The sequence below is a fragment of the Comamonas sp. 4034 genome (genome assembly GCF_050434545.1).
Classification (GTDB): domain Bacteria; phylum Pseudomonadota; class Gammaproteobacteria; order Burkholderiales; family Burkholderiaceae_C; genus Comamonas; species Comamonas odontotermitis.
Genome location: NZ_JBNDIT010000025.1, coordinates 1 through 23,248 on the forward strand (window position 1 = coordinate 1; position 23,248 = coordinate 23,248).

At 61.5% G+C, this 23,248-nt stretch carries 21 protein-coding genes and 1 tRNA gene; 10 read left to right on the forward strand and 12 right to left on the reverse strand.

Annotated elements, in window-relative coordinates; translation table 11 throughout:
- Window positions 1-205 precede the first annotated feature (205 nt).
- The 3 genes from ABIE32_RS19625 to ABIE32_RS19635 all read right to left on the reverse strand — a co-directional run bounded on the left by ABIE32_RS19625 (window position 206) and on the right by ABIE32_RS19635 (window position 2,722).
- A complete protein-coding gene (locus ABIE32_RS19625) occupies window positions 206-1,573 on the reverse strand; it encodes a tyrosine-type recombinase/integrase (RefSeq protein ID WP_429018638.1) in 1,368 nt (455 codons plus the stop codon).
- A 464-nt stretch (window positions 1,574-2,037) separates the two neighbouring features.
- Window positions 2,038-2,283 carry a hypothetical protein gene (locus tag ABIE32_RS19630; RefSeq protein ID WP_224149788.1) on the reverse strand — a complete coding sequence of 82 codons (246 nt, stop codon included), beginning with the start codon at window positions 2,281-2,283 and terminating at the stop codon, window positions 2,038-2,040.
- 354 nt (window positions 2,284-2,637) lie between these two features.
- A tRNA-Leu gene (locus ABIE32_RS19635) sits at window positions 2,638-2,722 on the reverse strand.
- Between the two features lie 41 nt (window positions 2,723-2,763).
- On the opposite strand from ABIE32_RS19635, the gene cysM reads away from it, so the two are divergent.
- From cysM to ABIE32_RS19650, 3 genes are all read left to right on the forward strand, one after another.
- On the forward strand, window positions 2,764-3,669 hold the full coding sequence (gene cysM / locus ABIE32_RS19640; RefSeq protein WP_429018640.1) for a cysteine synthase CysM: 906 nt from the start codon (window positions 2,764-2,766) through the stop codon (window positions 3,667-3,669).
- 54 nt (window positions 3,670-3,723) lie between these two features.
- On the forward strand, window positions 3,724-4,347 hold the full coding sequence (locus ABIE32_RS19645) for an NUDIX hydrolase (protein ID WP_224149786.1): 624 nt from the start codon (window positions 3,724-3,726) through the stop codon (window positions 4,345-4,347).
- A gap of 204 nt (window positions 4,348-4,551) precedes the next feature.
- Entirely contained in the window at window positions 4,552-4,779 is a 228-nt protein-coding gene (locus tag ABIE32_RS19650) for a sulfurtransferase TusA family protein (RefSeq protein WP_429018642.1), read from the forward strand.
- A gap of 169 nt (window positions 4,780-4,948) precedes the next feature.
- Here the strand turns inward: ABIE32_RS19650 and galU are convergent, their stop codons facing one another.
- From galU to ABIE32_RS19675, 5 genes are all read right to left on the reverse strand, one after another.
- Window positions 4,949-5,836, reverse strand: a complete 888-nt coding sequence (gene galU / locus ABIE32_RS19655; protein ID WP_429018645.1) for a UTP--glucose-1-phosphate uridylyltransferase GalU — start codon at window positions 5,834-5,836, stop codon at window positions 4,949-4,951.
- Window positions 5,837-5,943: 107 nt separating this feature from the next.
- A complete protein-coding gene (locus ABIE32_RS19660; RefSeq protein ID WP_429018648.1) occupies window positions 5,944-8,859 on the reverse strand; it encodes a valine--tRNA ligase in 2,916 nt (971 codons plus the stop codon).
- 215 nt (window positions 8,860-9,074) lie between these two features.
- A complete protein-coding gene (locus ABIE32_RS19665; RefSeq protein ID WP_224149782.1) occupies window positions 9,075-9,650 on the reverse strand; it encodes a YceI family protein in 576 nt (191 codons plus the stop codon).
- 82 nt (window positions 9,651-9,732) lie between these two features.
- Window positions 9,733-10,308 carry a YceI family protein gene (locus ABIE32_RS19670; RefSeq protein WP_224149781.1) on the reverse strand — a complete coding sequence of 192 codons (576 nt, stop codon included), beginning with the start codon at window positions 10,306-10,308 and terminating at the stop codon, window positions 9,733-9,735.
- A gap of 28 nt (window positions 10,309-10,336) precedes the next feature.
- Complete coding sequence (locus ABIE32_RS19675; protein WP_224149780.1) at window positions 10,337-10,900, reverse strand: cytochrome b; 564 nt, start codon at window positions 10,898-10,900, stop codon at window positions 10,337-10,339.
- A 434-nt stretch (window positions 10,901-11,334) separates the two neighbouring features.
- Between ABIE32_RS19675 and glnH the strand changes: the two genes are divergently transcribed.
- The 5 genes from glnH to ABIE32_RS19700 all read left to right on the forward strand — a co-directional run bounded on the left by glnH (window position 11,335) and on the right by ABIE32_RS19700 (window position 15,526).
- On the forward strand, window positions 11,335-12,081 hold the full coding sequence (gene glnH / locus ABIE32_RS19680) for a glutamine ABC transporter substrate-binding protein GlnH (protein WP_429018653.1): 747 nt from the start codon (window positions 11,335-11,337) through the stop codon (window positions 12,079-12,081).
- Window positions 12,082-12,194: 113 nt separating this feature from the next.
- Complete coding sequence (gene glnP, locus ABIE32_RS19685; protein ID WP_184709036.1) at window positions 12,195-12,851, forward strand: glutamine ABC transporter permease GlnP; 657 nt, start codon at window positions 12,195-12,197, stop codon at window positions 12,849-12,851.
- Complete coding sequence (glnQ, locus tag ABIE32_RS19690; RefSeq protein WP_429018657.1) at window positions 12,848-13,576, forward strand: glutamine ABC transporter ATP-binding protein GlnQ; 729 nt, start codon at window positions 12,848-12,850, stop codon at window positions 13,574-13,576. Before glnP ends, glnQ begins: the two co-directional genes overlap by 4 nt.
- A 4-nt stretch (window positions 13,577-13,580) precedes the next feature.
- The gene (locus ABIE32_RS19695; protein ID WP_429018659.1) at window positions 13,581-14,603 is read left to right on the forward strand and encodes a C45 family autoproteolytic acyltransferase/hydolase; all 1,023 of its coding nucleotides are present in this window, start codon (window positions 13,581-13,583) and stop codon (window positions 14,601-14,603) included.
- Window positions 14,600-15,526, forward strand: coding sequence for a MurR/RpiR family transcriptional regulator (locus ABIE32_RS19700; protein ID WP_429018662.1), 927 nt, complete (start codon window positions 14,600-14,602; stop codon window positions 15,524-15,526). Before ABIE32_RS19695 ends, ABIE32_RS19700 begins: the two co-directional genes overlap by 4 nt.
- 143 nt (window positions 15,527-15,669) lie before the next feature.
- Here ABIE32_RS19700 and ABIE32_RS19705 read toward each other — a convergent pair whose 3' ends face one another.
- From ABIE32_RS19705 to hemC, 4 genes are read right to left on the reverse strand one after another with little or no spacing between them, the layout of a single operon-like run.
- Window positions 15,670-16,953, reverse strand: coding sequence for a heme biosynthesis protein HemY (locus ABIE32_RS19705; RefSeq protein WP_224149774.1), 1,284 nt, complete (start codon window positions 16,951-16,953; stop codon window positions 15,670-15,672).
- Between the two features lie 3 nt (window positions 16,954-16,956).
- Window positions 16,957-18,132, reverse strand: coding sequence for a uroporphyrinogen-III C-methyltransferase (locus ABIE32_RS19710; RefSeq protein WP_429018665.1), 1,176 nt, complete (start codon window positions 18,130-18,132; stop codon window positions 16,957-16,959).
- Window positions 18,129-18,986, reverse strand: coding sequence for a uroporphyrinogen-III synthase (locus tag ABIE32_RS19715; protein ID WP_429018668.1), 858 nt, complete (start codon window positions 18,984-18,986; stop codon window positions 18,129-18,131). The genes ABIE32_RS19710 and ABIE32_RS19715 overlap by 4 nt, the downstream gene beginning before the upstream one ends.
- Window positions 18,987-19,018: 32 nt before the next feature.
- Window positions 19,019-19,936 (reverse strand): hydroxymethylbilane synthase, encoded by a 918-nt coding sequence (gene hemC / locus ABIE32_RS19720; RefSeq protein WP_429018670.1) that lies wholly within the window; start codon window positions 19,934-19,936, stop codon window positions 19,019-19,021.
- Window positions 19,937-20,118: 182 nt separating this feature from the next.
- Between hemC and ppc the strand changes: the two genes are divergently transcribed.
- Window positions 20,119-23,013: a phosphoenolpyruvate carboxylase gene (ppc, locus tag ABIE32_RS19725; RefSeq protein WP_429018673.1), complete on the forward strand. Its 2,895-nt coding sequence runs from the start codon at window positions 20,119-20,121 to the stop codon at window positions 23,011-23,013.
- Window positions 23,014-23,038: 25 nt separating this feature from the next.
- A complete protein-coding gene (locus tag ABIE32_RS19730) occupies window positions 23,039-23,236 on the forward strand; it encodes a hypothetical protein (protein WP_429018676.1) in 198 nt (65 codons plus the stop codon).
- The last annotated feature ends 12 nt before the right edge of the window (window positions 23,237-23,248 follow it).

Sequence of the window (23,248 nt, forward strand, 5' to 3'; positions counted from 1 at the left end):
GCACCCAGGGCAGGCGGGTAGGGGCCCGCTTTTCGGAATACAGATCTAGCCTGGGAGTAGCAATAATACTGTATATCCATACATATATTTATGCCAGTGCCTGTAGGTCTGCATACGGGTGAGTAATGGGACAAGTATCGGCACTGCCAGTCGGGGTGTAGCAGGGTAATTGGCAATGTATTGATGGCGCTGGTTGAATGGTGGTCTATTGCACCGCGCGCAGCTTGCCGGGCTCTGTTGTGGCATCAAACTGCACCCCGGCTTGTTCCAGAATCCATGCCTCGATACGCTCATGGTGTAGGCGTAGTAAATCAAGGGGACGCACTTTGTAGTGCTTTTCTGCCGTGGCGCTGGGTTTGTGGCCTTGAATCTGCGCGACTACCCCGGCAGGCACCTCAAGCCATTCGGTAAGGCTGGCGAAACTGCGACGCAGGCCGTGTAAAGTTAAGCCATCCAGGCCAGCAGCATTGCAGGCGCGGGTGTGTGGATTGTTGGGCTCGGTCAGACATCCGCTGGCGCTGGTCGGACTGGAAAACACCCATTTATTTCGGCGGGGTAGGGTGGACAATAAATGCAGCACATAGGGTGTTGCCGGTATCTCGCGCTTACCTTCCGCCTTGTCGCGGATGCTTATTCCCTTCCATTGGGTGTTCACATCCTCCCAGCGCAGTGACAGCACTTCGCCGGGGCGAGCACCTGTCAATAGCATCATTTGCAGACAAGCGGCAATGACTTGGTTTGGTATCTGCTGCACCGAGGCAAACCATGCGGTCAATTGCTCACGCTGCAACACGTCTGACTTGGTGCCAGCTTTGCCCAACGCCTCTCGCGCCTTCTTGGTCTTGGCAGGATTCTTGTCTGGCAGCAGTGCGGCATAGGTAGGGTGTTCCCCGCACCACGTCAAAAACACTGTTAGCAGTCGCCACGCAAGTCGAGCTGATGATGGCCGGGTTTTACCTTCGTTGGCTGCCCACGCCTCTATGGTGGACTGATTTAGGTCTTTCAGCGCCAGCGGCATCAATTCAGCCAATGGCCCCGGCTTGGTCAATTGCTTGCCACCACCACGGCGGCCAGACGGCAACCCGCCAACCTTCGCCTTGTCGATGTGGTCGCGGTAGTGCAGGTCGCCCCAGAATGGGCGGCGTTGTTCTATATAGTCGGCCCAAACCTCGCCTACGGTTACAGCCTCCTGTTTAGCAGTGGCAGCTTGCACCATAGCGGCTATTGCTAGGGCGGCTTTGTTTGCCTGTTGCTGGCGCTCAATCTCTCGCGGGTCTTGCCCACTGTCCAGAAGAACGGCCAAGCGGCGGGCTTCGATACGGGCCTGCTCTATTGTCCAGGTCTTCACATCGCCAATCGTGCGACGGATGGTCTGTCGGTTGAGTTTGGCCTCAAACACAAATGACTTCGCTCCTGTGTTGGTGACCCGCACACGCAAACCGGGTGTTTCGCTATCTCGTAGGAATGCCTGTGCCTTGGTATCGGTGCGGCAAGTCAGGCGCTCGATAGCGCTTGTTGTCAGCGTGATGCGCTGGGTAAGGTCCAGGGGGGTATCTTTCTTGGGGCGAGCCATTACGGTTCCTCGGTTTAGCTACAACGAATCTTGTGTAGCCACTGTGTAGCCAAATTTTCCATATTTTGACGCATACAGACATATATCAGTACTGATTTTATACACAGTTGTAGTTGGTTAATTTATTGTTTTATATATATTCGTCTATTGTGACCAACACAGGCAAACGCAAAAAAGTCAGGATTGTGATTCCTGTTGTCGTGGGTTCGAGCCCCATCAGCCACCCCATATAAACAAAGGCGCTAGTGCTATTAAAGCTCTAGCGCCTTTTGCTTTATATTCCAACCGTTGGAATTTGGAGCACTACAAGGATCCCTGCCCAATCTCTTTCAAGGGATCGTATGTTTTGCGGTGAAAACACAATGGCGGTTGATCATCCTGTATCACCTGGCTTGCTTCCAGGGGTGGAGTAGAGGATTCCGGAGTCTTCGGTCAGGCCAGACCTCGGCAGGCAGGTTTGCTATTTACTGTTCAATGACAACCAGCTGGCCGTCCACTTCCATTGCGTTGTGGGCCAGGGATCTGGACAGCGGCAAGCCCAGGACACGCTGATCCCAGAAGTCGGGGATGCTCGGCATCCACGACGCGCCCAGCGTGCGGTCGTTGATCAGCTCATGGAGTCCATCGTCCGTCAGGTGCAGCCTCGACGGGATCTGGCCATTTTTCAGTGCCTGAAGGAATGCCGCTTCTATAGATTCGTACAGGCTCATGTTTCGTGCAACTTGTTAATTAGTGTGTTTTTAACCTATTGCATGTTAGCAAAACGCGATGGGTGTAGAAGACATGTGGATCCATGTAGAGCGATGAAGCGCCGCGCGCTTCAGGGCGTGGGCAGGATGCAGGCGAGCAAGCCCTGCACGGTTGCGATTCAACTCCTGGTGGGGCGGGTTTGAACAGGCTCTCGGCAGTGAGGCAAACATGGCCTTTACTCGTGGATAGAATGCGGGCTGCTATAGTTTTTCTACGAACGCGCCTTAATTTATCCACGAACGTCTAGCAATGTTTACACAGTCACCAGCAAATAAAAAAGCCGCTAAGTTGTTAAAACTTAACGGCTTTCAGGTTGGTGCCCGGGGCCGGAATCGAACCGGCACGCCTTGCGGCGGGGGATTTTGAGTCCCCTGCGTCTACCAATTTCACCACCCGGGCTGCGTATCTCGCAGACCAAAATTATGACACAAAATTCGGCCATGAAAAGATATCCAACGATTGAAGACGCCATTGGCAACACCCCTCTGGTTGCATTGCAGCGCATTGGAGCGGACTACAACGATTCGCATGGCAATGTGGTGCTGGGCAAGATGGAGGGCAACAACCCTGCAGGTTCGGTGAAGGATCGTCCGGCGATCTCGATGATCCAGCGCGCGCAGGAGCGAGGCGAGATCAAGCCCGGTGACACCCTGATCGAGGCGACATCGGGCAATACCGGCATTGCGCTGGCCATGGCTGCGGCCATCAAGGGCTATCGCATGGTGTTGATCATGCCCGAGGACCTGTCGATCGAGCGGGCCCAGACCATGAAGGCCTATGGTGCCGAGTTGATCCTGACGCCCAAGAGTGGTGGCATGGAATACGCGCGCGATCTTGCCGACAAGATGGTGGCCGATGGCAAGGGCAAGGTGCTCGATCAGTTTGCCAACCCCGACAATCCGCGTGCGCACTATGAGGCCACCGGCCCCGAGATCTGGCAGCAGACTGGCGGCAAGATTACCCATTTTGTCAGCGCCATGGGCACCACGGGCACCATCACTGGCGTCGCGAGGTACCTGAAGGAAAAGAACCCGGCCGTGCGCATCATTGGAGCGCAGCCTACCGAGGGCTCGCGCATTCCCGGCATCCGCAAATGGCCCGAGGAATACCTGCCCGCCATCTACGATGCCAGCCTGGTCGATGAGCTGGTGTACGTGACGCAGGACGACGCAGAAGATATGGCGCGGCGTCTGGCGCGCGAAGAAGGTATTTTTGCGGGCATTTCGGCCGCTGGCGCCTGCCATGTCGCGCAGGAAATTGCACGCCGCGAGCGCAACGCTACGATTGTGTTCGTTGTCTGCGACCGTGGGGATCGCTATTTGTCTACCGGGGTGTTTCCCGCCTGATGGATTTGAAGCAATTGCCCCTTCTGCCGCAGCTGCTATCCATTTGAAAGCGTTATGCAATACGAAACCAAATTCTGCGTGAACTGCGCCACCCCACTGCAATGGATCGTGACGGCGGAGGACAGCGGTGATGTCAACCGCCTGCGTTGTCCGGCCTGCGGCTGGACGCACTGGGGTAATCCCACGCCTGTACTGGCTGCCGTGGTGGAAAACGATGATGGCCAGGTATTGCTGGCCCGCAACGCGCTGTGGCAGGAAGGGGTGTTCGGCCTGATCACGGGCTTCATGGAGGCGGGTGAATCGCCGGAGGCAGGCATTGCGCGGGAGGTGCTTGAAGAGACGGGCCTGCGTGCCAAGGCGCTGCGCCTGATCGGCTGCTGGGAGTTTCTGCGGATGAACCAGGTGCTGATTGCCTACCATGTACGCGTGCATGGCAAGCCCGGCGACGTGCGCCTGTCGCCCGAGCTGGCCGATTACCAGTGGAAGACGGCGCAGCAGGCCCAGTGCTGGCCTGCCGGTACGGGCTATGCACTGGCCGAGTGGATCAAGAGCAAGGGCGAGCCTGTGCGATTCGGTGCATTTCGCCCCGGCCAGAACCCGGAACCAGACCCTGCCAAATGGCCTGTGCGTTACTGGGACGAGGATGGCCGGTTTGTGGTGGCGCCTGCTTTGGACTAGGGAGCTTCTGCAGAGTCTTCGTCAGATGGGATGGACGCGGATCGCCCGAGACCGCGTTGAAACCTCAGAGGAGTATTGCAGAGAGTCCTCGGGCATCCATGCTGTCGTTGATGGCTTCGTTGCATGGCAATGCCATGGACCGTGATGCTGGTAGTGATAATGGAGCCATGAAGCAGCGCCCCTGCGCTGCACAGAGAGTGCACGATGGAAGTTGACCAAGAAGTAGATACCCGCGGCCTGAATTGTCCGCTGCCCATCCTGAAGGCAAAAAAGGCGCTGGCAGCCATGCAAAGCGGCCAGTTGCTCAAGGTGGTCGCAACCGATACGGGATCGATCCGGGATTTTCAGGCCTTCGCCAAGCAAACCGGCAATGAACTGGTGGAGCAGCAGACGGTGGGCGAGGAGTTCATTCATATCCTGCGCAGAAGATGAGATGGGCCAAGATGGCGGCATCGGCTTGCAGCGATGCAGCAATGGCTTGACCATGGATTCTCTGTTTGCTATTGATAAGGTAGCATTTTGCGTAAAAAAGGCCTGCATTTGCAGGCCTTTTCGTATTTGAAATTCACATCTCCCCTGATGAGGATCACTTTGGACGCTATCAGATGCTCAGGTTCTTGAGGTACTGGCGGAAGCTCTCGCCGACATCGGGGTGCTGCAGCGCCAGCTCAACTGTCGCCTCCAGAAAGCCTTCCTTGCTGCCGCAGTCGTAGCGCTTGCCGCTGTACTGGTAGGCATAGACCGTCTCGTGCGCCATCAGGCGTTCAATCGCATCGGTCAACTGAATCTCGCCGCCCACGCCCTGGGGTTGGTTGCGGATCTGGTCGAAAATACCCGGGGTCAGTACATAACGGCCCGCGACCCCCATGCGTGACGGCGCTTTTTCGGGCGCCGGTTTCTCCACGATCTCATCGATGCGCATCAAGGGGCCACCTGCAGGTTCTCCCTTCACGATGCCATAGCGCTTGGTGTGCTCCAGTGGCACTTCCTGCACGGCCAGCAGCGAACGGCCCTGTTTCAGGAAAGCAGCCGTCATCTGTGCCATCACGCCCTGGCCACCGGCAGAGCCGGTCATGAGGTCGTCGGCCAGCAGTACGGCAAAGGGTTCGTTGCCGACCAGCGGCTCGGCGCACAGCACGGCGTGGCCCAGGCCCAGCGAGCGTGGCTGGCGCACAAAGAGGCAGTTCATGTCATCGGGGCTGACGCTGCGCACCAGCTCCAGCATGGCTTGCTTGCCCGCGCGCTCCAGCTCGTTCTCCAGCTCGTAAGCAGTGTCGAAATGGTCTTCGATCGCGCGCTTGCTGCGGCCGGTGACGAAGATCATGTCACGGATGCCGGCCTCATAGGCCTCTTCCACGGCGTACTGGATCAGCGGCTTGTCCACGACGGGGAGCATCTCCTTGGGGGACGCCTTGGTGGCGGGCAAGAAGCGGGTGCCCAGGCCAGCTACCGGAAAAACTGCTTTGCGTACACGGGTTGGAGTGATCATAGGTGCTCAGTTTACTAAGGCAGATGTGACAAAGGCGCAGCATGCTGCGCCTTTGTGCACCGTCATGGCGCATTATCTGACGATTTGCGCATGGCAGCGCCGGGGTTTCAGCCCAGGCGCTGCAACTGCTCCTGCAGTTTGGCGAGGGTAGCGCTCTTTTCGGCCACGCGCGTGCGCTCCTGCTCCAGAACCGCTGGCGGCGCCTTGGCGACAAAAGCCTCGTTCCCCAGTTTCTTTTGCGAGCTGGAGACTTCAGCTTCCAAGCGGGTGATTTCCTTGGTCAGGCGGGCCTTTTCTGCCGCCACATCGATCTCAACAAACAGTGCCAGGCGCGCATTGCCCACCACCGAGGCAGGCGCATTCTGCGCCTCGGCAGACCAGGCAGCTTCGTCTTCGAAGATCTTGACGTCGCTGAGCTTGGCCAGGCTCTTGAGCACCTGGGCATTGCTGTGCAGGAATTGCAGTTCGTCGGCTGAGCCTGCCGTTGCCAGCAGCGGCACGCGCTGGGCTGGAGAGACGCCCATCTCGCCGCGCAGCGCACGGCAGGCGTCCACCATCTGCTTGATGCGGGCCACGTAGGCGATGGAGGCTTCGTCGATCTTCTCAGGCTGAGCCTCGGGGTAGCGCGCAATGGCGATGGACTCGCCCTTGAGGCCGGCGACTGGTGCCACCTGCTGCCACAGCTCTTCCGTCACGAACGGGATGATGGGGTGCGCCAGGCGCAGGATCGCTTCGAGCACGCGGATCAGCGTGCGGCGTGTGCCACGCTGCGCAGCTTCGTTGCCGGTCTGGATCTGCACCTTGGCGATTTCCAGGTACCAATCGCAGAATTCGTTCCAGACGAAGTCGTAGATGGTGTTGGCCACGTTGTCGAGGCGGAACTCCGCAAAGCCCTTGGCCACCTCGGCCTCGACCTTCTGCAGCTGGGAGACGATCCAGCGGTCTGGCTGGCTGAACTGCAGGTACTCGCCGGTGGCGCATTGCTCCTTGGTGTGTTCCAGCAGGCCGCAGTCATGGCCTTCGCAGTTCATCAGCACGAAACGCGAGGCGTTCCAGAGCTTGTTGCAGAAGTTGCGGTAGCCTTCGCAGCGCTTGCTGTCGAAGTTGATGCTGCGGCCCAGCGACGCCAGCGCAGCGAAGGTGAAGCGCAGCGCATCAGCGCCGTAGGCGGGAATGCCTTCGGGGAATTCCTTTTGCGTGTTCTTGCGCACGGTCGGCGCGGTTTCGGGGCGGCGCAGGCCGACGGTACGCTTGTCCAGCAGGGGCTCGAGCGCAATGCCGTCGATCAGATCCACCGGGTCGAGCACGTTGCCTTCGGACTTGGACATCTTCTTGCCCTGCGCGTCGCGCACCAGGCCGTGGATGTACACATGCTTGAACGGCACGCGGCCGGTGAAGTGCGTGGTCATCATGATCATCCGGGCAACCCAGAAGAAGATGATGTCGTAGCCGGTCACCAGCACCGAAGAGGGCAGGTAGAGGTTGTAGTCGTCGTCGGCAGCGTCGGTCTGGGCAGGCCAGCCCATGGTCGAGAACGGCACCATGGCCGACGAGTACCAGGTGTCGAGCACATCGGGGTCGCGGGAGAGCTTCTTGCCTGGCGCAACCTTGTCGGCCTGGGCCTGGGCTTCGGCTTCGGTCTTGGCAACGTAGATATTGCCCTCTTCGTCGTACCAGGCCGGAATCTGGTGGCCCCACCACAGCTGGCGCGAGATGCACCAGTCCTGGATGTTGTTCATCCACTGGTTGTAGGTGTTGACCCAGTTTTCGGGTACGAACTCCACCTGACCCGAGGCCACGGCGTCGATGGCCTTTTGTGCAATGCTCTTGCCCGTGGGGTCCTGGTCGCTGACCTTGCTCATGGCGATGAACCACTGGTCGGTCAGCATGGGCTCGATCACCTGGCCGGTACGGTCGCAGATCGGCACCATGAGCTTGTGCTTCTTGGTCTCCACCAGCAGGCCTTGCGCCTCCAGGTCGGCCACGATGGCCTTGCGGGCCACAAAGCGGTCCATGCCACGGTATTTTTCGGGCGCTTCGTCGTTGATCTTGGCGGTCAGCGTCAGCACCGTGATCATGGGCAGGCCATGGCGCTGGCCCACCTGGTAGTCGTTCTGGTCGTGCGCAGGGGTGACCTTCACCACGCCGGTGCCGAACTCGCGGTCGACGTACTCGTCGGCGATGATGGGGATCTGGCGGCCCACCAGTGGCAGGGTTACAGTCTGGCCGATCAGGTGTTTGTAGCGCTCGTCCTCGGGGTGCACCATCACGGCCACGTCGCCCAGCATGGTTTCGGGGCGGGTGGTGGCAACCACCAGATTGCCTTCGCCGCTGGTGAGCGGGTAGGCGATATGCCAGAGGCTGCCGTCCTTTTCCTGGTTTTCGACTTCCAGGTCGGACACGGCCGATTGCAGCACCGGGTCCCAGTTCACCAGGCGCTTGCCACGGTAGATCAGGCCCTGCTCATAAAGCTTGACGAAGGTGTCGGTCACCACGGTGGACAGCTTGTCGTCCATCGTGAAGTACTCGCGGCTCCAGTCCACGGTATCGCCCATGCGGCGCATCTGCGTGGTGATGGTGTTGCCGCTCTTTTCCTTCCACTCCCAGACTTTCTTGACGAAGTCGGGGCGGCCCAGATCGTAGCGGCTCTGGCCTTGTTCCTGCAACTGGCGCTCCACCACGATCTGGGTGGCGATGCCGGCGTGGTCGGTGCCGGGGATCCAGGCGGTGTTGTAGCCCTTCATGCGGTGGTAGCGCGTGAGGGAGTCCATGATGGTCTGGTTGAACGCATGGCCCATGTGCAGCGTGCCGGTCACGTTGGGGGGCGGCAGCTGGATGGCGAAGTTCTTGTGCTCGGCGGTGGCCTGGGCGTCCGGGTGGCCGGTGCCACGGTAGCCTGCGTTGCCATAGCCGCGCTTTTCCCACTCAGGGCCCCAGTGGGCTTCGATGGACGAAGGCTCAAACGACTTGGAGAGGCTGTCGAGGCCCGGCTGGGAGACCGTTGTGGAATTGGTTTCGCTCATGGTGTTATCAATGGAAAACGGCATCGCGGGTGGGGATGCCGTTCTATAGCAATCAGACAGATGGCTTGATTTTAGCCCGCCCGCCAGCAGGAATGGGCTGCGTGGGCATGTGGGCCGTGGCGGGGCGGTTGCAGCTGCCGTGTTTGCTTCCAAAAAAATAGCTGCCAGCGCTTATGTATAAAGCGCTGGCAGCTATTTTTATCTGAAATGTGCGCTTATTGCTTTACGGCTTCGATCTGCAGCACCAGGCGCACGTTCTTGGGGAAGCCATAGGCAATGCCGTAGTCCAGGCCCCACTGGGTGCGGTCGATGGTGGCTTCGAAGTCGCCGCCGCAAACTTCGCGCTTTTGCAGCATCGGGCTTTCGTAGCAGGTGAACTTGTTGGCCTTGATGGTCATCGGCGCGGTCTTGCCTTTGAGGGTCAACTGGCCGGTCACTTCCTTGAGCTTGTCGCCATCAAACACAAACTTGTCAGACACGAACTTGGCGGTGGGGAATTTCTCCGCGTCAAAAATGTCGGCGCTTTGCAGGTGTTTGTTGAAGGATGGCGTGCCGGAGTTGACCGAAGTCATGTCCAGTTCCACTTCCACCTTGCCGCTCTTGCCTTCCTTGTCGAATTCGACCGAGCCACTCTTCTTGTCGAAGCGGGCGCGGTTGGTGGAAGCGCCGAAGTGGTCGATCTCGAACGTGGCGAAGGTGTGGGTTGGGTCGATGGCGTAGGTGGCAGGCGCTGCCTGTGCGGCGGTGGCAAACAGAGCGGCAGCGGCCAGAGCGAAAACGGTGGTGCGCATGGTGAAAACTCCTTGTTGGAATGGAATGTCAAAAATGAGAGCTGCTGGCGCTTGAAGGGTAAGCACCAGCAGCCAATTTCGTTTAAATCTTGCCGACGCCGGTCAAGGCCAGCTTGAACTGCACGTTCACTTCATCGGCCACCATCGAGGTGTCGGCCCAGTCGCCATCGCCAATCTTGAAGGCCAGGCGCTTGAGCGGCAACGTGCCGGTGGCCGTGGTGGTGGAGCCCGATTGCGCCAGCGTCACAGGCAGGCTGACCTTTTGGGCGTTGCCCTTGATGGTGAGCGTGCCGTCCACCTGGAACTTGCCGCCGCCCAGCGCCTTGACGGTGCTGGAATCGAACGTGGCTTGCGGGAATTTGGCAACGTTGAACCACTCTGCCTTGGGCAGCTCAGCATCCGTTTCCTTGGCACCCATCGTGGCGCTGCCGGTATCGACCGTGAAGTGGATCTTGCTCGCTTCGGGCTTGGCTGCATCGAACGCAATCTTGGCATCAAACTTCTGGAAGTGGCCCTTGATCGGCACGCCCATCTGCTTGGCTTCGAAATTGACGGCGCTCTGCGCAGGCACCAGGGCCTGTTGGGCAAATACAGGGGCAGCGAAGGCTGCTGCGCCCAGGGCGGTGGCGATGAGGGTGGTTTTGAAGAAGGAAGACATGGGTTCGGACTCCAGAAAATGGGGGATATCAGGCTTTGCCGGGCAGCATGCGGGCCAGCAGGCCGTCACGGTCGATCAGCTGGTGCTTGAGGAGCGCTGCTACGTGCAGTACCACCAGGGCCGCCAGAGCGTAGGCCAGATAGGCATGCCAGGGCTTGAGGGCCTCGGCCAGCTCGGGGCTCTTGCCCACCAGATCAGGCAGGGGCAGCACGCCAAAGAGGACGATGGGGAACCCGGCGGCAGAGCTGTAGATCCAGCCGACCAGCGGAATGGCGAAGAACAGCACATACATCAGGTGGTGCACGCCGTGGTGGGCGATGTGCTGCCACGCAGGCATGCTGCGGCTCACAGCTTCAGGCAGCGCAGGGGGGCGGTGCGTGATGCGCCACAGAATGCGCAGCGCCGACAGGATCAGGATCGTCATGCCGGCCCATTTGTGCCAGTTGAAGTATTTGAGCCGGGCAGGCGAGAACGGCAGGCTGGTCATGTACAGGCCAAAAGCAAAGATGCCGATCAGGGCCAGGGCCAGAATCCAGTGCAGTGCAATGGCGGTGCCGGTATAGCGTTGAGAGGTAGTGGAGGCAGAGGGCATAAAAAAGCGCTGCGCTACAAGCGGCAGCGGTCATCAATGGGAGCCAGTGTAGGAGGGGGGCGGGTTGCGAAAGTTCAGCCTGATTGATGTTGAAGTTCAAAAGAATTGAATTGACTGGCGTGGGACACACAAAGTTCCAGAACCAATTGCCATATGCAAATGCCGGTTGGCTATTTGCGCAACACCGCTCGGGCGGGGTGGTTGACTTGGTACAAGCCCTAGCGGGCAAAACGGGTAAACCCCATGGACGGTTTCTGTATATGCAAATAAATTTGCATTGACGCTTTGCATGCAAATTTCTGTTGCTTTTCGTGGCCGCCTGATGGCGTACCAGCCATGTCTTGTGGGCTTGGCAGTGCGGTCCGGCCGCAGCGAGGGCCGTTTTTGCGAATCGCGAAGCGCCTGATCTTCAACATGCCTGAGAAAGGGTTGCGATGAAATTCAAGTTCAAGAAACTGCTGGCCATGGGTCTGATGTCGCTGGCTGCTGCGGGTGCCTCGCAGGCGGCGCAGCTGGTGGTGGCCACCGACACGGCTTTTGTGCCTTTTGAATTCAAGCAGGGTGACAAGTACATCGGCTTCGACATCGATCTGTGGGATGCCATTGCCAAGGAACTCAAGCTCGACTACCGCTTGCAGCCAATGGATTTCAACGGCATCCTGCCTGCGCTGCAGACCAAGAATGTGGATGTGGCGCTCGCCGGCATCACCATCAAGGACGAGCGCAAGAAAGTCATCGACTTCTCGGATGGCTATTACGACAGCGGCTTCATGATCATGGTGCCCGCCAACAGCAAGATCAACGGCGGCGAAGACCTGGACGGCAAGCAGATGGCGATGAAGACGGGAACCTCGGCCGTCGACTACGCCAAGGAGAATTTCAAGAAGACCGAGCTGCGCCTGTTTCCCAACATCGACAACGCCTACATGGAGTTGATGACCGGCCGTGTGGATGCTGCCATGCACGACACGCCCAATGTCCTCTATTACGCCAACACCACCGGCAAGGGCAAGGTCAAGGTAGTGGGCAAGCAGATGATGGCGCAGGAATACGGCATCGGCTTTCCCAAGGGCAGCGAGCTGGTGCCCAAGGTCAACGGCGCACTGGCCAAGATCAAGGCCGATGGCCGCTACACCACCATCTACAAGAAGTGGTTTGGTGTGGAGCCTCCCAAGAAGTAAATGCCTCTGAGGCGTCACCCGCCTCCCCCTCTCGGGCGCCTCGCGCCGGGGAGGGTGGCACCGTTGCTGCGAGAAGCGGCAGGGGCTTGTGCGTTCATTGAAGAAAGAAGCTCATGGATTTCGACTGGTCAGTGATCTGGAGCGCCATGCCCGAGCTGATGAAGGGCACGCGGCTTACGCTTTACATTGCCATCCTGGGACTGCTGGGCGGCCTGGTGCTGGGGCTTCTGGCTGGCCTGATGCGCGCCTACGGCAACAAACTGCTGAGCGGCATTGCGCTGGTGTATATCGAGGCCATCCGTGGCACGCCCATCGTCGTGCAGGTGATGTTCCTGTACTTTGTGCTGCCGTTGCTGGCGGGCTTGCGCATCGATCCGATTGCTGCATCGGTGCTGGCCATCATGGTCAACTCCGGCGCCTACATTGCCGAGATCGTGCGCGGCGCCTTTCTGTCGGTGCCCAAGGGTCTGAGCGAAGCGGGCCAGGCCATGGGCATGCCCATGTGGCGCGTGCTGCTGTTTGTGGTGGGGCCGGTGGCCTTTCGCCGCGCCGTTCCTGCGCTGGGCAACCAGTTCATCGTCAGTTTGAAGGACACCTCGCTCTTTATCGTGATTGGCGTGGGCGAACTCACGCGCCAGGGGCAGGAGATCATCGCCACCAATTTCCGGGCGGTGGAGATCTGGACTGCGGTGGCGCTGATTTATCTGGCACTCGTGGGCGTGCTGACCTTTGGCCTGCGCCAGTTGGAGAAAAGGATGCGCATCCTATGAGCATGGTCGAATTCAAGAAGGTCAGCAAACGGTTTGGCAAGACCGTGGTGCTTGACGGTGTGGATCTGCAGATCGAAAAAGGCGAGGTCGTGGTGCTGATCGGGCCTTCGGGCTCGGGCAAGTCCACCTTGCTGCGCTGCATCAATGCGCTGGAAAGGATCGACGGCGGCGACCTGCTGGTGGACGGCCTGAGCGTGAATGGCGGCGAGCGTACGGTGCGCGAGATCCGCCGCGAAGCAGGCATGGTGTTCCAGCAGTTCAACCTGTTTCCGCAGATGACGGCGCAGCAGAATGTGGCCTTTGGTCCGCGTCAGGTGCGCGGCACGGCCAAGGCGCAGGCCATGCAGGAGGCCGAGCAGCTGTTGGCCCAGGTGGGCCTTGCCGAGCGCAAGGGCCACTACCCGTCAGAACTGTCGGGCGGGCAGCAGCAACGCGTGGCCATTGCGCGTGCGCTGGCCGTCAAACCCAAGCTGATGCTGTTTGACGAGCCCACCTCGGCCCTTGATCCCGAATTGCGCCAGGAGGTGCTCAAAGTAATGCAGAACCTGGCCGAGAGCGGCATGACCATGATCGTCGTGACGCACGAGATAGCCTTTGCCCGCAAGGTGGGCACGCGCCTCATCTTCATGGAGCACGGCCATATCTCGGTCGATGGCAATCCGGTGGAGATGATCGACAACCCCAGCAACCCGCGCCTGCGCGATTTTCTGCAGCACGTTGAGTAGTTTTATGTTGAAGTATCTGGAAGTGGAAGGTTCGCCCTACGAGTTGGGTCAGGCATTGGGCCGCTTTGGCAAGCAGGCGGTGCACGATTTGCTCCTGCCGAGCGCTGCATGGGCCAGTCTGATGGCGTGGCGCGGCAGCGCAGAGGTTGTAGTCATGCAGCAGCTCACGCAGGAGCGGTTTCCCGCGATCTGGCAGGAAATCGAAGGCCTGGCCGCTGGCCTGGAGCTGCCGCTTGCCGATGTGTTCATCTGGAACTGCCGGGGCGATCTGTGGGCCATGGCGCCCGACGGCTGCACCACGGTGCTGCTGCCCGGCGAGGCGGGCGCAACCGCCCGGCTGGCGCACAACGAAGATGGCCTGCCGTTCTTCAAGAACCACTGCGCCATCGTGCGTGCCAGTGTGCGCGGCCACAGCGATGTGGTGTCGTTCGCCTACCCGGGCTCGATTCCGGGCCATACGTTTGCCGTGAATGCCCGGGGGCTGGGCATTACCGTCAACAACGTGCGCACGCGGCTCGTTCGCGCTGGTGTGCCCCGCATGGTGCTGGGCCGCGCGGCGCTCAACCTGGACAGCGCCGTGGCGGTGCAGCACATGCTTGAAGAAGTGCCGCGCGCGGGAGGCTTTCACTTTTCGGTGGCCCAGGCGGGAGTGGCCTTCATTGCCAGTGTGGAGTTCACGGCGCACCGGGTGTCGATGGAGTTGATCACTGCACCAGCGCTGCATGCCAACCATCTGGTACACGCTGCCATGCGCCACCATCCGCAGTTGGTCACCAATTCATCGGGATTCCGGCAGGAGCGCGGCGAGCAGCTGTTGCAGGAGGGCGTGCGGGATGCGCTGTCGATCCTGGCAGACCAGCACAACAGCGCATTTCCGATTCTGCGCAATGCGGCCGATGACAGCGACGATGAAAACACCATGGCGACGGCCTTCATGGAAGTGGAGCCCGATGCCATCCGCTGGGATGTGCTGGAGGATGGCGGGCGCGTACCGGTGATGCAATTTGTGAATGCCCAGGCGGTATGAACCCGCCCGCTGCACCCCAGGTGCCCGGCACCGCACCAGCCAGCCTGCAGGCGCTGGCACAGTTGGTAGATCGCCTGGCGCAGGGTACGGGCGATGTGCAACTGGGCCGCAAGGCCATGACGGCGCTGGCGCAGGCACTGGCTGCGCCCACTGATTTTGCGCTGCTCAGTATCACGCAGGCAGCGGCACGCCATGGCATCAGCGCATCAACCTGGACACGGCTTGCCACCCGGTTGGGCTATGAGGGGTTTGCAGATCTTCAGGCGGTGTTCCAGGCGCATCTGGCGCAGCAGACCCCGTATTTCTACGCGCGCCAGACCAGGCAGGCCGTCGATCTGCAGCAGCCCGGTGGCACCGCCGCTGCGGTGCTGGCAGCCATGGCCCAGAGCGCCATCGACAATATCCATGCGCTGGGCAGCGAAGGCCATGCGCAGCAGATCGAGCAGGTGGCGCAGCAATTGGCGGCAGCCCCCCGGGTGGCCTGCTTTGGCCTGCGGCAGATGCACAGCGTTGCCAGCTATTTATGCTACGGCCTGAGCCTGCTGCGTCCGGATGTCTGCGTGCTGGGCGGCAGCAACATGGCGGTGGCTGAAGGCCTGGCGCAACTGGTGGCTGGCGACGTGCTGGTGGTGACGAGCGTGGCACCCTATACCCGCATGGTGGTGGATGTGGCGCGCGCCGCGCGCGAGCAGGGGCTGGTGGTGGTGGCGCTGACCGACCACCGGGCATCGCCCCTGGCCGCCGCCGCCCAGCATGCCATTTATGTATCGCATGCCTCGGCCTTTGTCAGCAACAGCCTCGTGGCGCATCTGGTGGTATGCGAAGCGCTGGTGAATACGGCCGCCCAGTTGCTGGGCGACAGTGCGCTTGCCGCAGTGCAGCAGCGGGAGCGATGGATTGCAAGGCTCGGCATCGAGCAGTGATGGGCGCGCCAACAGGGGGAGCCTTGCAAATCGCTCACAAAACAAGAGCTTTCAGCGCCGATCTGTATTAGATTTTGTGGCTAAAAATATCCAATACCAAGACGGGCTATGCGCTATCAGCTATTGTTTTTATAGATAGCTGCTTACTGGAGAACGCTGAGTGCAGCCTGCTTCCAGGCCTGTGCGGCTGCTGCGTCATCGCCGCGATGCTCTGCCAGCCGGGCGAGGTGGTGCCAGGCTCTGCGGCGCAGCTCTGCATCCTGCAGCGCAGGGGCAGCCTGCTGCAACCATTGCTGGGCCTTGCCCCACAGCTGGCGCTCCAGGCAGGCGCAACCGGCGAGGTACTGCAGGTGTTCGTCGTGCGGGCGCTTTCGCTGGGCGTTCTCAATCCGGGCCAGCCATTCACCGTCCAGATCCTGCATGCTGTCTTCCAGCACGCGCACCAGGCGTTCGGTCTGCAGGCTGGGCAGGCTTTTGCTGCCACCGGTGAACCGTTCCCAGGCGGGCAGCAGCCATTCGCGCATCTGGGCGGGTGATCCGGCCAGGGTGTGCAGGCGGCGTGCTGCGTGGATGCCAACTTCGGGCATGGCGCGTTCGGCCGCATCCAGGCTGCGCCAGGCTTGCATCAGTTGCTCGGGGTCGTGGGCGTCGTTGATCAGCTCCATCGCCAGGCCTTTGACGATGCTCTGCGCCGCAGCGGCCGAGAATGCACGGTGCTTGGCCAGCAGGCGCGCGGTATCGAGCGCCGGCAGGGCCTGCTGCAGTTGGCGTGCAGCCTTCAACTTGAGGCGAAGCGCCAGGGTGCGGCGTGCTGCGCCCTGTGGCAGTTGGGCCAGGTTGTCGAGCGCGGCATGGGCGTCGTGATCGTCCAGCGCCCATTGGGCGGCACGCAGCTGGGTGCCTTCGCGCAACTCGGGCAGGTGCCTGGCATCCGCGCTGACTGCTTCCTGCATGGCCAGGTCCCAGTGGTGGTCGCGCTGGGTCTGGTCCTGCAGCGCATGCGAGCTTTCTGCAGCCAGCACGTGCGACAGCACGCGCAATTGCAGGCCATGCGGCATGGCTTCGCCGGTGTCGTGCAGGGCTTTTTCCTGTGCCAGGGCCGATAGCGCAGCCTTGCGTGCCCGCACGAAACGGCCTGCCTGCAACTGTGTGACGGCATCAAGCGCCGCGCCATGCATGGCGCGTTCCTTTTGCTGCACGCGCCAGCGTTTGGCCTGCTTGGGCAGCTCGAACATGACGCTGATGCCGCGCAACGCGCCATAGAGCAGCACAAAACCCAGCAGCAGCAACACGACCACCATGTTGAGCGAAAAATCAATGCGGTAGGGCGGCCAGTACAGGGTGACACTGCCCTGGTTGCTGCCTGCAAACAGGGCGGCGGCAACGGCAATCGCAAAGAGGCCAATCAACCAGATGGCGGCGCGCATGGCTTAGCGTCCTGCAGCCGCAGTGGCCAGGGCTGCCAGCGTGTCGCTGGCACGGGGAATTTCCACATCGCGCATGGCTTGCTGCAACTGCAACAGCTGCTGGCTGGCCTGTTGCGTGCGGCGCGACGAGGGGTCGAAATACTTGCGGATGGTTTCGCCAGCCGACGCGAGGTCATTGCGCGATGCTGGCATCTGGCGCGCCAGCAGGGCCAGGCGTGCATTCATGATGCGCAGCTTGAGGTTTTCTCGCAGGAAGAAGGCCTCGCTCGGGGAGAGCAGCACGGCATCGGGGTAGTCGATGCGGCGAACGCGCACCAGGCTGCGCGCCTCGTCATGCACCGCGTTCCATACGGTGGTGAATGCGGTGGACCACCAGCTTTGTGCTTCATCCTGTGCGTCGCCGTCCTTGCTGGAGACATCTTTGCCGTGGGCTGTGTCCTTGGCGCGGGCAGGCGCGGAGCGGCGGCCCGTGTTGGTAGCGACATCGTTTTGCAGCGGCAGCTCGTCCACCTGGCGCAGCAGATCGTCCAGCCGCGCCAAAAGGCCGGCGGTGTCGAGCGATTTGCTGCTGGCAAAACGGTCCAGATCACGGGCAATGGCGCGCTCGACGGGCGCCAGGCGCGGCTGGGCAGACGCCATGACGCGCTGCTGCGCCGTCTTGAGCGCACTCACCACCGGATCCGGACTGCCGCTGAGCTGGCTTTGCTGCATGGCAAAACGGATGGCACCCTCGATATCGCCCACCAGGTTGTCGTCGCGGCTGCGCGAGAGGCTGTGCATCAGCTCTTCGAGCTGGCCGCGCTGCAGGGCCACTTCGCCTACGCGCGCTTCAAGTACTGACATGCGCGAGGCCGCGTCGCGCGATACATCTTCGGCCTGGCGTGCCAGGGTACGTGCTTCCACCGCCTGACCACGAGAATCAGCGCTTTGCAGGGCCAGCTGCTGCTGGATATTGCCCAGCCGCTGCCACAGCATCACGCTGCTCACCACCGCCACCGTGGCTGCAACGCCCAGCACGACCGACGTCCATACCCAGGCATTCGGCGCACCGCCCATGCCCGTGCTCGCGGCAGCAGACCCGGCAACCGCAGCGCCAGCGGTGCTGGCAGCGCTGTCGGTGACGGGGGGTGTGGGTGCTGGCGTAGGGTGGGGGGCCGGTGTCTGCTCTGGCGGCGTCATAGCCTGGATTCTAACGACGCTATGACATCCGCCACGGTGGGACGACATGGCTTGACAGAGGCAAATCCTGCCTTTTGCGCGGCCCGCGCTATGCGTGGATGGGTGGTGATAGCCGAAACGGCCGCCAGTTCTACGGGTGAAAAAATGTTGCTTAAATGCATCACTGCCTGTGAACTGCTGAACAGCCAGATGCTGCCATCGGTGAGGGTGGTGCGGGCATGTGCCATCTGCTCGGGCGTCCACTGTGGCATTCGGCGCTCGTACACGGCGACAAAATCCACACCCACGCCGGCAGCCTGCAATTGCGTCGCGAGCCATTGGCGGCCCGTTCCGCCGGAGGCCGAGTTTTCGCCAGACCCGCCATCGCCCTCGGAGGCGCCACGCACCACCAGTACACGCAAGCCCGCTGCAGCCATCGCAGGCACCTGGGAAGAGACTTGTGCCCACAGCGATTCAGAGTCGAACTGCGCCGCGCCGGGCGCAGGCTGGTCGATCAAGGTGGCCGGAATGCCCTGGGCCAGGGCAGCACGCGCTGTGCCGGGGCCGGGGCTCCATACTCTGGTTTTGATAGCTGTAGGCGCTTGACAGGAGAGCGCCAGAGCCAGTTTTTCATCTAAAAAATACTGCGCCGCATTGCCGCTTACCAGCATGATGGCGCCATAGCGACCACCACGTTGGCACGCGGCCCGGGCCTCGCTTGCCGCCTGTTGATCGGCAGGCAGGGTAGCTGGCCCGATCTCGATCAACGGCAAGGCCCGTGCGGGCACGCCATGCGCTTGCAATTGCGACACCCATGCATCCGCTTCGGGTTGCGGGCGGGTGACGATGATGCGGAGCAGGGTTATATCAGCCATTCAGGATGCTGTGCGCTACCCGCGCTGGCGGCTCATCGCTGTTTGGCGCCTGCGGCCTGCAACAGCTGGGCCACTTGCTGGCCCAGGGCATCGGCGCTGGCCAGGTCAGTGACTTGCGCGCTGGCAGCGGCGCGCACGAGTGGCGCGTCGGGTTGAAGCTCGTCGCCCCAGGCAGCTTGCAGGTGCAGGGTGTCGCCTTGCCACTGTCCATGCGCGGCCAGCGGCATGGAGCAGCTGCCACCCATGCAGCGGCTGACGGCGCGCTCGGCGGTCACCGTTTTCCAGCTGCGGGCATCGGCCATGCTGGCAAACAGCGCTACCAGGTCTTGCCGGTCTGCGCGGATTTCAATGCCCAAGGCGCCCTGGCCTGCGGCGGGCAGCATGGTGTCGGTATCGAATTCGTGGCGGATGCGGTCGTGCATGTCCAGGCGCTTGAGGCCTGCCGCCGCCAGAACGATGCCATCGTATTGACCGTCGTCAAGTTTGCGCAGGCGGGTATTCACATTGCCGCGCAGCGGCTGGATGTCCAGATCAGGCCGCAATGCCTTGAGCAGCACCTGGCGGCGCAGGCTGGAGGTGCCGACGACCGCGCCCTGAGGCAGGTCATCCAGTCGCGCATAGCGGTTGGAAACCCAGGCGTCGCGCGGGTCTTCCCGCTCCAGCACGGCCGCCAGCGCAAAGCCTTCGGGCAGTTCCATCGGCACGTCCTTGAGCGAATGCACGGCCAGATCGGCGGCGCCGGTCTCCAGCGCGGTTTCCAGCTCCTTGACGAACAGGCCCTTGCCACCCACTTTGGAGAGCGTGCGGTCCAGGATCTGGTCTCCGCGCGTGGTCATGCCCAGCAGCGAGGCCTGGTGGCCCAGGTTTTGCAGCAACTGCTGTACGTGCCGCGCTTGCCACAGGGCGAGCTGGCTTTCACGGGTGGCGATGGTCAGGGATAAGGAGGTCATGGGTCTGGGCACCGCCTTCTGCGCTCACGGGCGGCGGATTCCCCACCACCAGAGCGAAAAAGCGTCTCAAAACAGGTCACGAAATGCAATCTTCGATGCTAGCATGTGCTGCGCCGTGATTGGCGCAGTGCGGATTCGCCCTGCGCAGCACCTTCTGTTTTGCCACCTGCTTTCCTTCGCCCATGACTACTGCCAGCAAAAAAGACTCTTCTGCAGCGCATGCAGTTGCCAAGACCGCAACGCGCAAGACCAGGCCTGCCGACAGCACTGCAAGCCAGCCTACGGGGCGTCGTGCCGACAAGGACCAGCCGCTGATCGAGGATATTCGTCTGCTGGGCCGCATTCTGGGTGATGTGATCCGCGAGCAGGAGGGCCAGGCCGCGTTCGACCTGATCGAGCAGGTGCGCCAGCTCTCGGTGGCCTACCGTCGCAATGACGACCAGGATGCGGAAAAATCCCTCAAGACCCTGCTCAAGCACCTGTCGGGCGATCAGACGGTGAGCGTGATCCGTGCCTTCACCTACTTCTCGCATCTGGCCAATCTGGCGGAAGACCGCCACCACATCCGCCGCCGCGAGGTGCACGAGCGCGCCGGCAACACCCAGGAAGGCAGCATTGAAGTGGCGCTGGCCCGGTTGCGCTGGGCGGGGATTCCGGTCAAGTCGGTGGCTGACACGCTGTCGCACAGCCTGGTGTCGCCGGTGCTGACCGCCCACCCGACCGAAGTGCAGCGCAAGAGCATTCTGGACGCCGAGCGCGCCATTGCTGCCCTGTTGGTGGAGCGCGATGACATTGCAGCTCGCGCCCAGCTCTTCAACAGCAGCAAGGACACGCTCACGCCCCGGCAACTGGCCGACAACGAACTGCTGCTGCGTGCGCAGGTAACGCAGCTGTGGCAAACGCGCCTGCTGCGCTTTTCCAAGCTGACGGTCGAAGACGAAATCGACAACGCGCTGTCGTACTACCAGGCCACGTTCCTGACCGAGATTCCCAAACTCTACGCTGCGCTGGAGCGCGAGTTGGGCGAGCGCGATCTGGCAACTTTCCTGCGCATGGGCCAGTGGATTGGCGGTGACCGCGATGGCAACCCGAACGTGACCGCGTATAGCCTGCAGGAGGCGCTGCGTCGCCAGGCCGATCTGGTGCTGCGCCACTATCTCAAGCAAGTGCACTACCTGGGCGGGGAGCTGTCGATGTCGCAACGCCTTGCAGGTACGACGCCAGCGCTGCAGGCCCTGGCCGCGCGATCGCCCGACACCAGCGAGCACCGCGAGGACGAGCCCTATCGCCGCGCGCTGATCGGCATGTATGCACGCCTCGCTGCAACGCTCAAGAACCTGAGCGGCGGCGACGCCGCCCGCCATGCCGTGGCGCCGCAGAATCCCTATGTGACAAGCGATGAGTTTCTGGCGGATCTGCGCGTCATCGAGGATTCGCTGCGCGACAACCATGGCCGGGCGCTTGCTGAGCAACGCCTGTCGCCGCTGATCCGTGCGGTGCAGGTATTCGGCTTTCACCTGGCCACGGTGGATCTGCGCCAAAGCTCCGACCAGCACGAGGCCGTGGTTGCGGAACTGCTGGCCACTGCAGGCCTGGAGGGCGATTACGCCCAGTTGCCCGAAGCTGCCAAGCGCGAGTTGCTGATCCGTCTGCTGTGCGATGCGCGCCCGTTGCGGGTGGTTGGCGCGCGGTACAGCGACAAGACCCAGAGCGAGATGGCCATCTTCGAGCGGGCCTGCCAATCGGTGAAGCTGTATGGGCGCGAGGCCATCCGGCACTACATCATCAGCCACACCGAAGCGGTGAGCGACCTGCTCGAAGTGCTGCTGCTGCAAAAGGAAGTGGGTCTGCTGGGCGGACGCATCAACGATGGCCAGTCGCAGGCCGCGCTGATCGTGAGCCCGCTCTTCGAGACCATTGACGACCTGCGCAACGCAGCGACCATCATGCGCGAATACTATGCGCTGCCGCATATTGCGTCTCTTGTTCAGCGCAGTGGGGCAGAGCAGGACATCATGCTCGGCTACAGCGACAGCAACAAGGATGGCGGTATCTTCACCAGCAACTGGGAGCTGTACCAGGCCGAGATTGCGCTGGTGGCGCTGTTTGACGAACTGAGCCAGCAGCACCCGGTGCAATTGCGCCTGTTCCATGGCCGAGGCGGCACCGTGGGGCGTGGCGGCGGGCCCAGCTACCAGGCCATTCTGGCGCAGCCACCAGGCACGGTGCGTGGACAGATCCGCCTCACCGAGCAAGGGGAGGTGATTGCCTCCAAGTACGCCAACCCTGAAATCGGCCGCCGCAACCTGGAAACCCTGGTGGCCGCTACGCTCGAAGCCACCTTGCTGCAGCCCACCAAGCCCGCTACGCAGGCGTTTCTGGCTGCAGCCGCTGACCTGTCTGCTGCCAGCATGGCCGCGTACCGCGAGCTGGTCTATGGCACCAAGGGCTTCGAAAGCTATTTCTTCAGCTCCACCCCGATCCGCGAGATTGCCGAGCTGAACATCGGCTCGCGCCCAGCATCGCGCAAGGCCAACCAGCGCATTGAAGACCTGCGCGCCATCCCGTGGGGGTTCAGCTGGGGCCAATGCCGCCTCACCTTGCCCGGCTGGTATGGCTTTGGCACGGCGGTGCAGGCTTTCGTGAACCAGGAGGGCAAGTCTGCCAAGGCGCAGTGGGCACTTCTGCAGAAAATGTACCGCCAGTGGCCCTTCTTCCGGACCCTGCTGTCCAACATGGACATGGTGCTGGCCAAGAGCGACCTGGCGCTTGCCTCGCGCTACAGCGAACTGGTGGCCGACACACGTCTGCGCAAGCGCGTGTTCCAGGCGATCGAGGTCGAATGGAAGAGCACCGCACACGCCCTGGCCCAGATCACGGGGGAGGAGAACCGCCTGGCCAACAACCCGGCGCTGGAGCGCTCCATCCGCCACCGCTTCCCCTACATCGATCCGCTGCACCACCTGCAGGTCGAGCTGATCCGCCGCTGGCGCAATGGGGAGGACAACGAGCGCGTGAAAACCGGCATCCACATCTCGATCAACGGCATCGCAGCAGCACTGCGCAATACGGGTTGAGGGAGACGGGCCACTTTGAGGTGGCATGTCGTATACCGGCCACGGTAGTCAAGAGGAAAACCGCGACGGCGCTTCTCTGAGATTGACGCTGGCTGTTGCATATTGGCTGCAGATTTTCCGCAACAAACGTATAGGCAGTGCGCCATCCATCCTTTTGGTCGAAGGCCTTGACGGGTTAATGCGGAAAGATAGTTTTTCAAATGTAAAAATAGTATTTTTCTGAGGTTCTGTTTCA

Excerpts from the sequence above, each read along its gene's own strand:
- ABIE32_RS19630 (WP_224149788.1), bottom strand. The coding sequence starts at position 2,283 with ATGAGCCTGTACGAATCTATAGAAGCGGCATTCCTTCAGGCACTGAAA.
- glnQ (WP_429018657.1), top strand. The coding sequence starts at position 12,848 with ATGAGCATGGTCGAATTCAAGAAGGTCAGCAAACGGTTTGGCAAGACC.
- ABIE32_RS19695 (WP_429018659.1), top strand. The coding sequence starts at position 13,581 with ATGTTGAAGTATCTGGAAGTGGAAGGTTCGCCCTACGAGTTGGGTCAG.
- ABIE32_RS19650 (WP_429018642.1), top strand. The coding sequence starts at position 4,552 with ATGGAAGTTGACCAAGAAGTAGATACCCGCGGCCTGAATTGTCCGCTG.
- ABIE32_RS19670 (WP_224149781.1), bottom strand. The coding sequence starts at position 10,308 with ATGTCTTCCTTCTTCAAAACCACCCTCATCGCCACCGCCCTGGGCGCA.
- hemC (WP_429018670.1), bottom strand. The coding sequence starts at position 19,936 with ATGACCTCCTTATCCCTGACCATCGCCACCCGTGAAAGCCAGCTCGCC.
- ABIE32_RS19700 (WP_429018662.1), top strand. The coding sequence starts at position 14,600 with ATGAACCCGCCCGCTGCACCCCAGGTGCCCGGCACCGCACCAGCCAGC.
- ABIE32_RS19710 (WP_429018665.1), bottom strand. The coding sequence starts at position 18,132 with ATGACGCCGCCAGAGCAGACACCGGCCCCCCACCCTACGCCAGCACCC.
- ppc (WP_429018673.1), top strand. The coding sequence starts at position 20,119 with ATGACTACTGCCAGCAAAAAAGACTCTTCTGCAGCGCATGCAGTTGCC.
- ABIE32_RS19675 (WP_224149780.1), bottom strand. The coding sequence starts at position 10,900 with ATGCCCTCTGCCTCCACTACCTCTCAACGCTATACCGGCACCGCCATT.
- ABIE32_RS19665 (WP_224149782.1), bottom strand. The coding sequence starts at position 9,650 with ATGCGCACCACCGTTTTCGCTCTGGCCGCTGCCGCTCTGTTTGCCACC.
- ABIE32_RS19715 (WP_429018668.1), bottom strand. The coding sequence starts at position 18,986 with ATGGCTGATATAACCCTGCTCCGCATCATCGTCACCCGCCCGCAACCC.
- ABIE32_RS19705 (WP_224149774.1), bottom strand. The coding sequence starts at position 16,953 with ATGCGCGCCGCCATCTGGTTGATTGGCCTCTTTGCGATTGCCGTTGCC.
- ABIE32_RS19645 (WP_224149786.1), top strand. The coding sequence starts at position 3,724 with ATGCAATACGAAACCAAATTCTGCGTGAACTGCGCCACCCCACTGCAA.
- glnP (WP_184709036.1), top strand. The coding sequence starts at position 12,195 with ATGGATTTCGACTGGTCAGTGATCTGGAGCGCCATGCCCGAGCTGATG.
- ABIE32_RS19660 (WP_429018648.1), bottom strand. The coding sequence starts at position 8,859 with ATGAGCGAAACCAATTCCACAACGGTCTCCCAGCCGGGCCTCGACAGC.
- cysM (WP_429018640.1), top strand. The coding sequence starts at position 2,764 with ATGAAAAGATATCCAACGATTGAAGACGCCATTGGCAACACCCCTCTG.
- galU (WP_429018645.1), bottom strand. The coding sequence starts at position 5,836 with ATGATCACTCCAACCCGTGTACGCAAAGCAGTTTTTCCGGTAGCTGGC.
- glnH (WP_429018653.1), top strand. The coding sequence starts at position 11,335 with ATGAAATTCAAGTTCAAGAAACTGCTGGCCATGGGTCTGATGTCGCTG.
- ABIE32_RS19625 (WP_429018638.1), bottom strand. The coding sequence starts at position 1,573 with ATGGCTCGCCCCAAGAAAGATACCCCCCTGGACCTTACCCAGCGCATC.
- ABIE32_RS19730 (WP_429018676.1), top strand. The coding sequence starts at position 23,039 with ATGTCGTATACCGGCCACGGTAGTCAAGAGGAAAACCGCGACGGCGCT.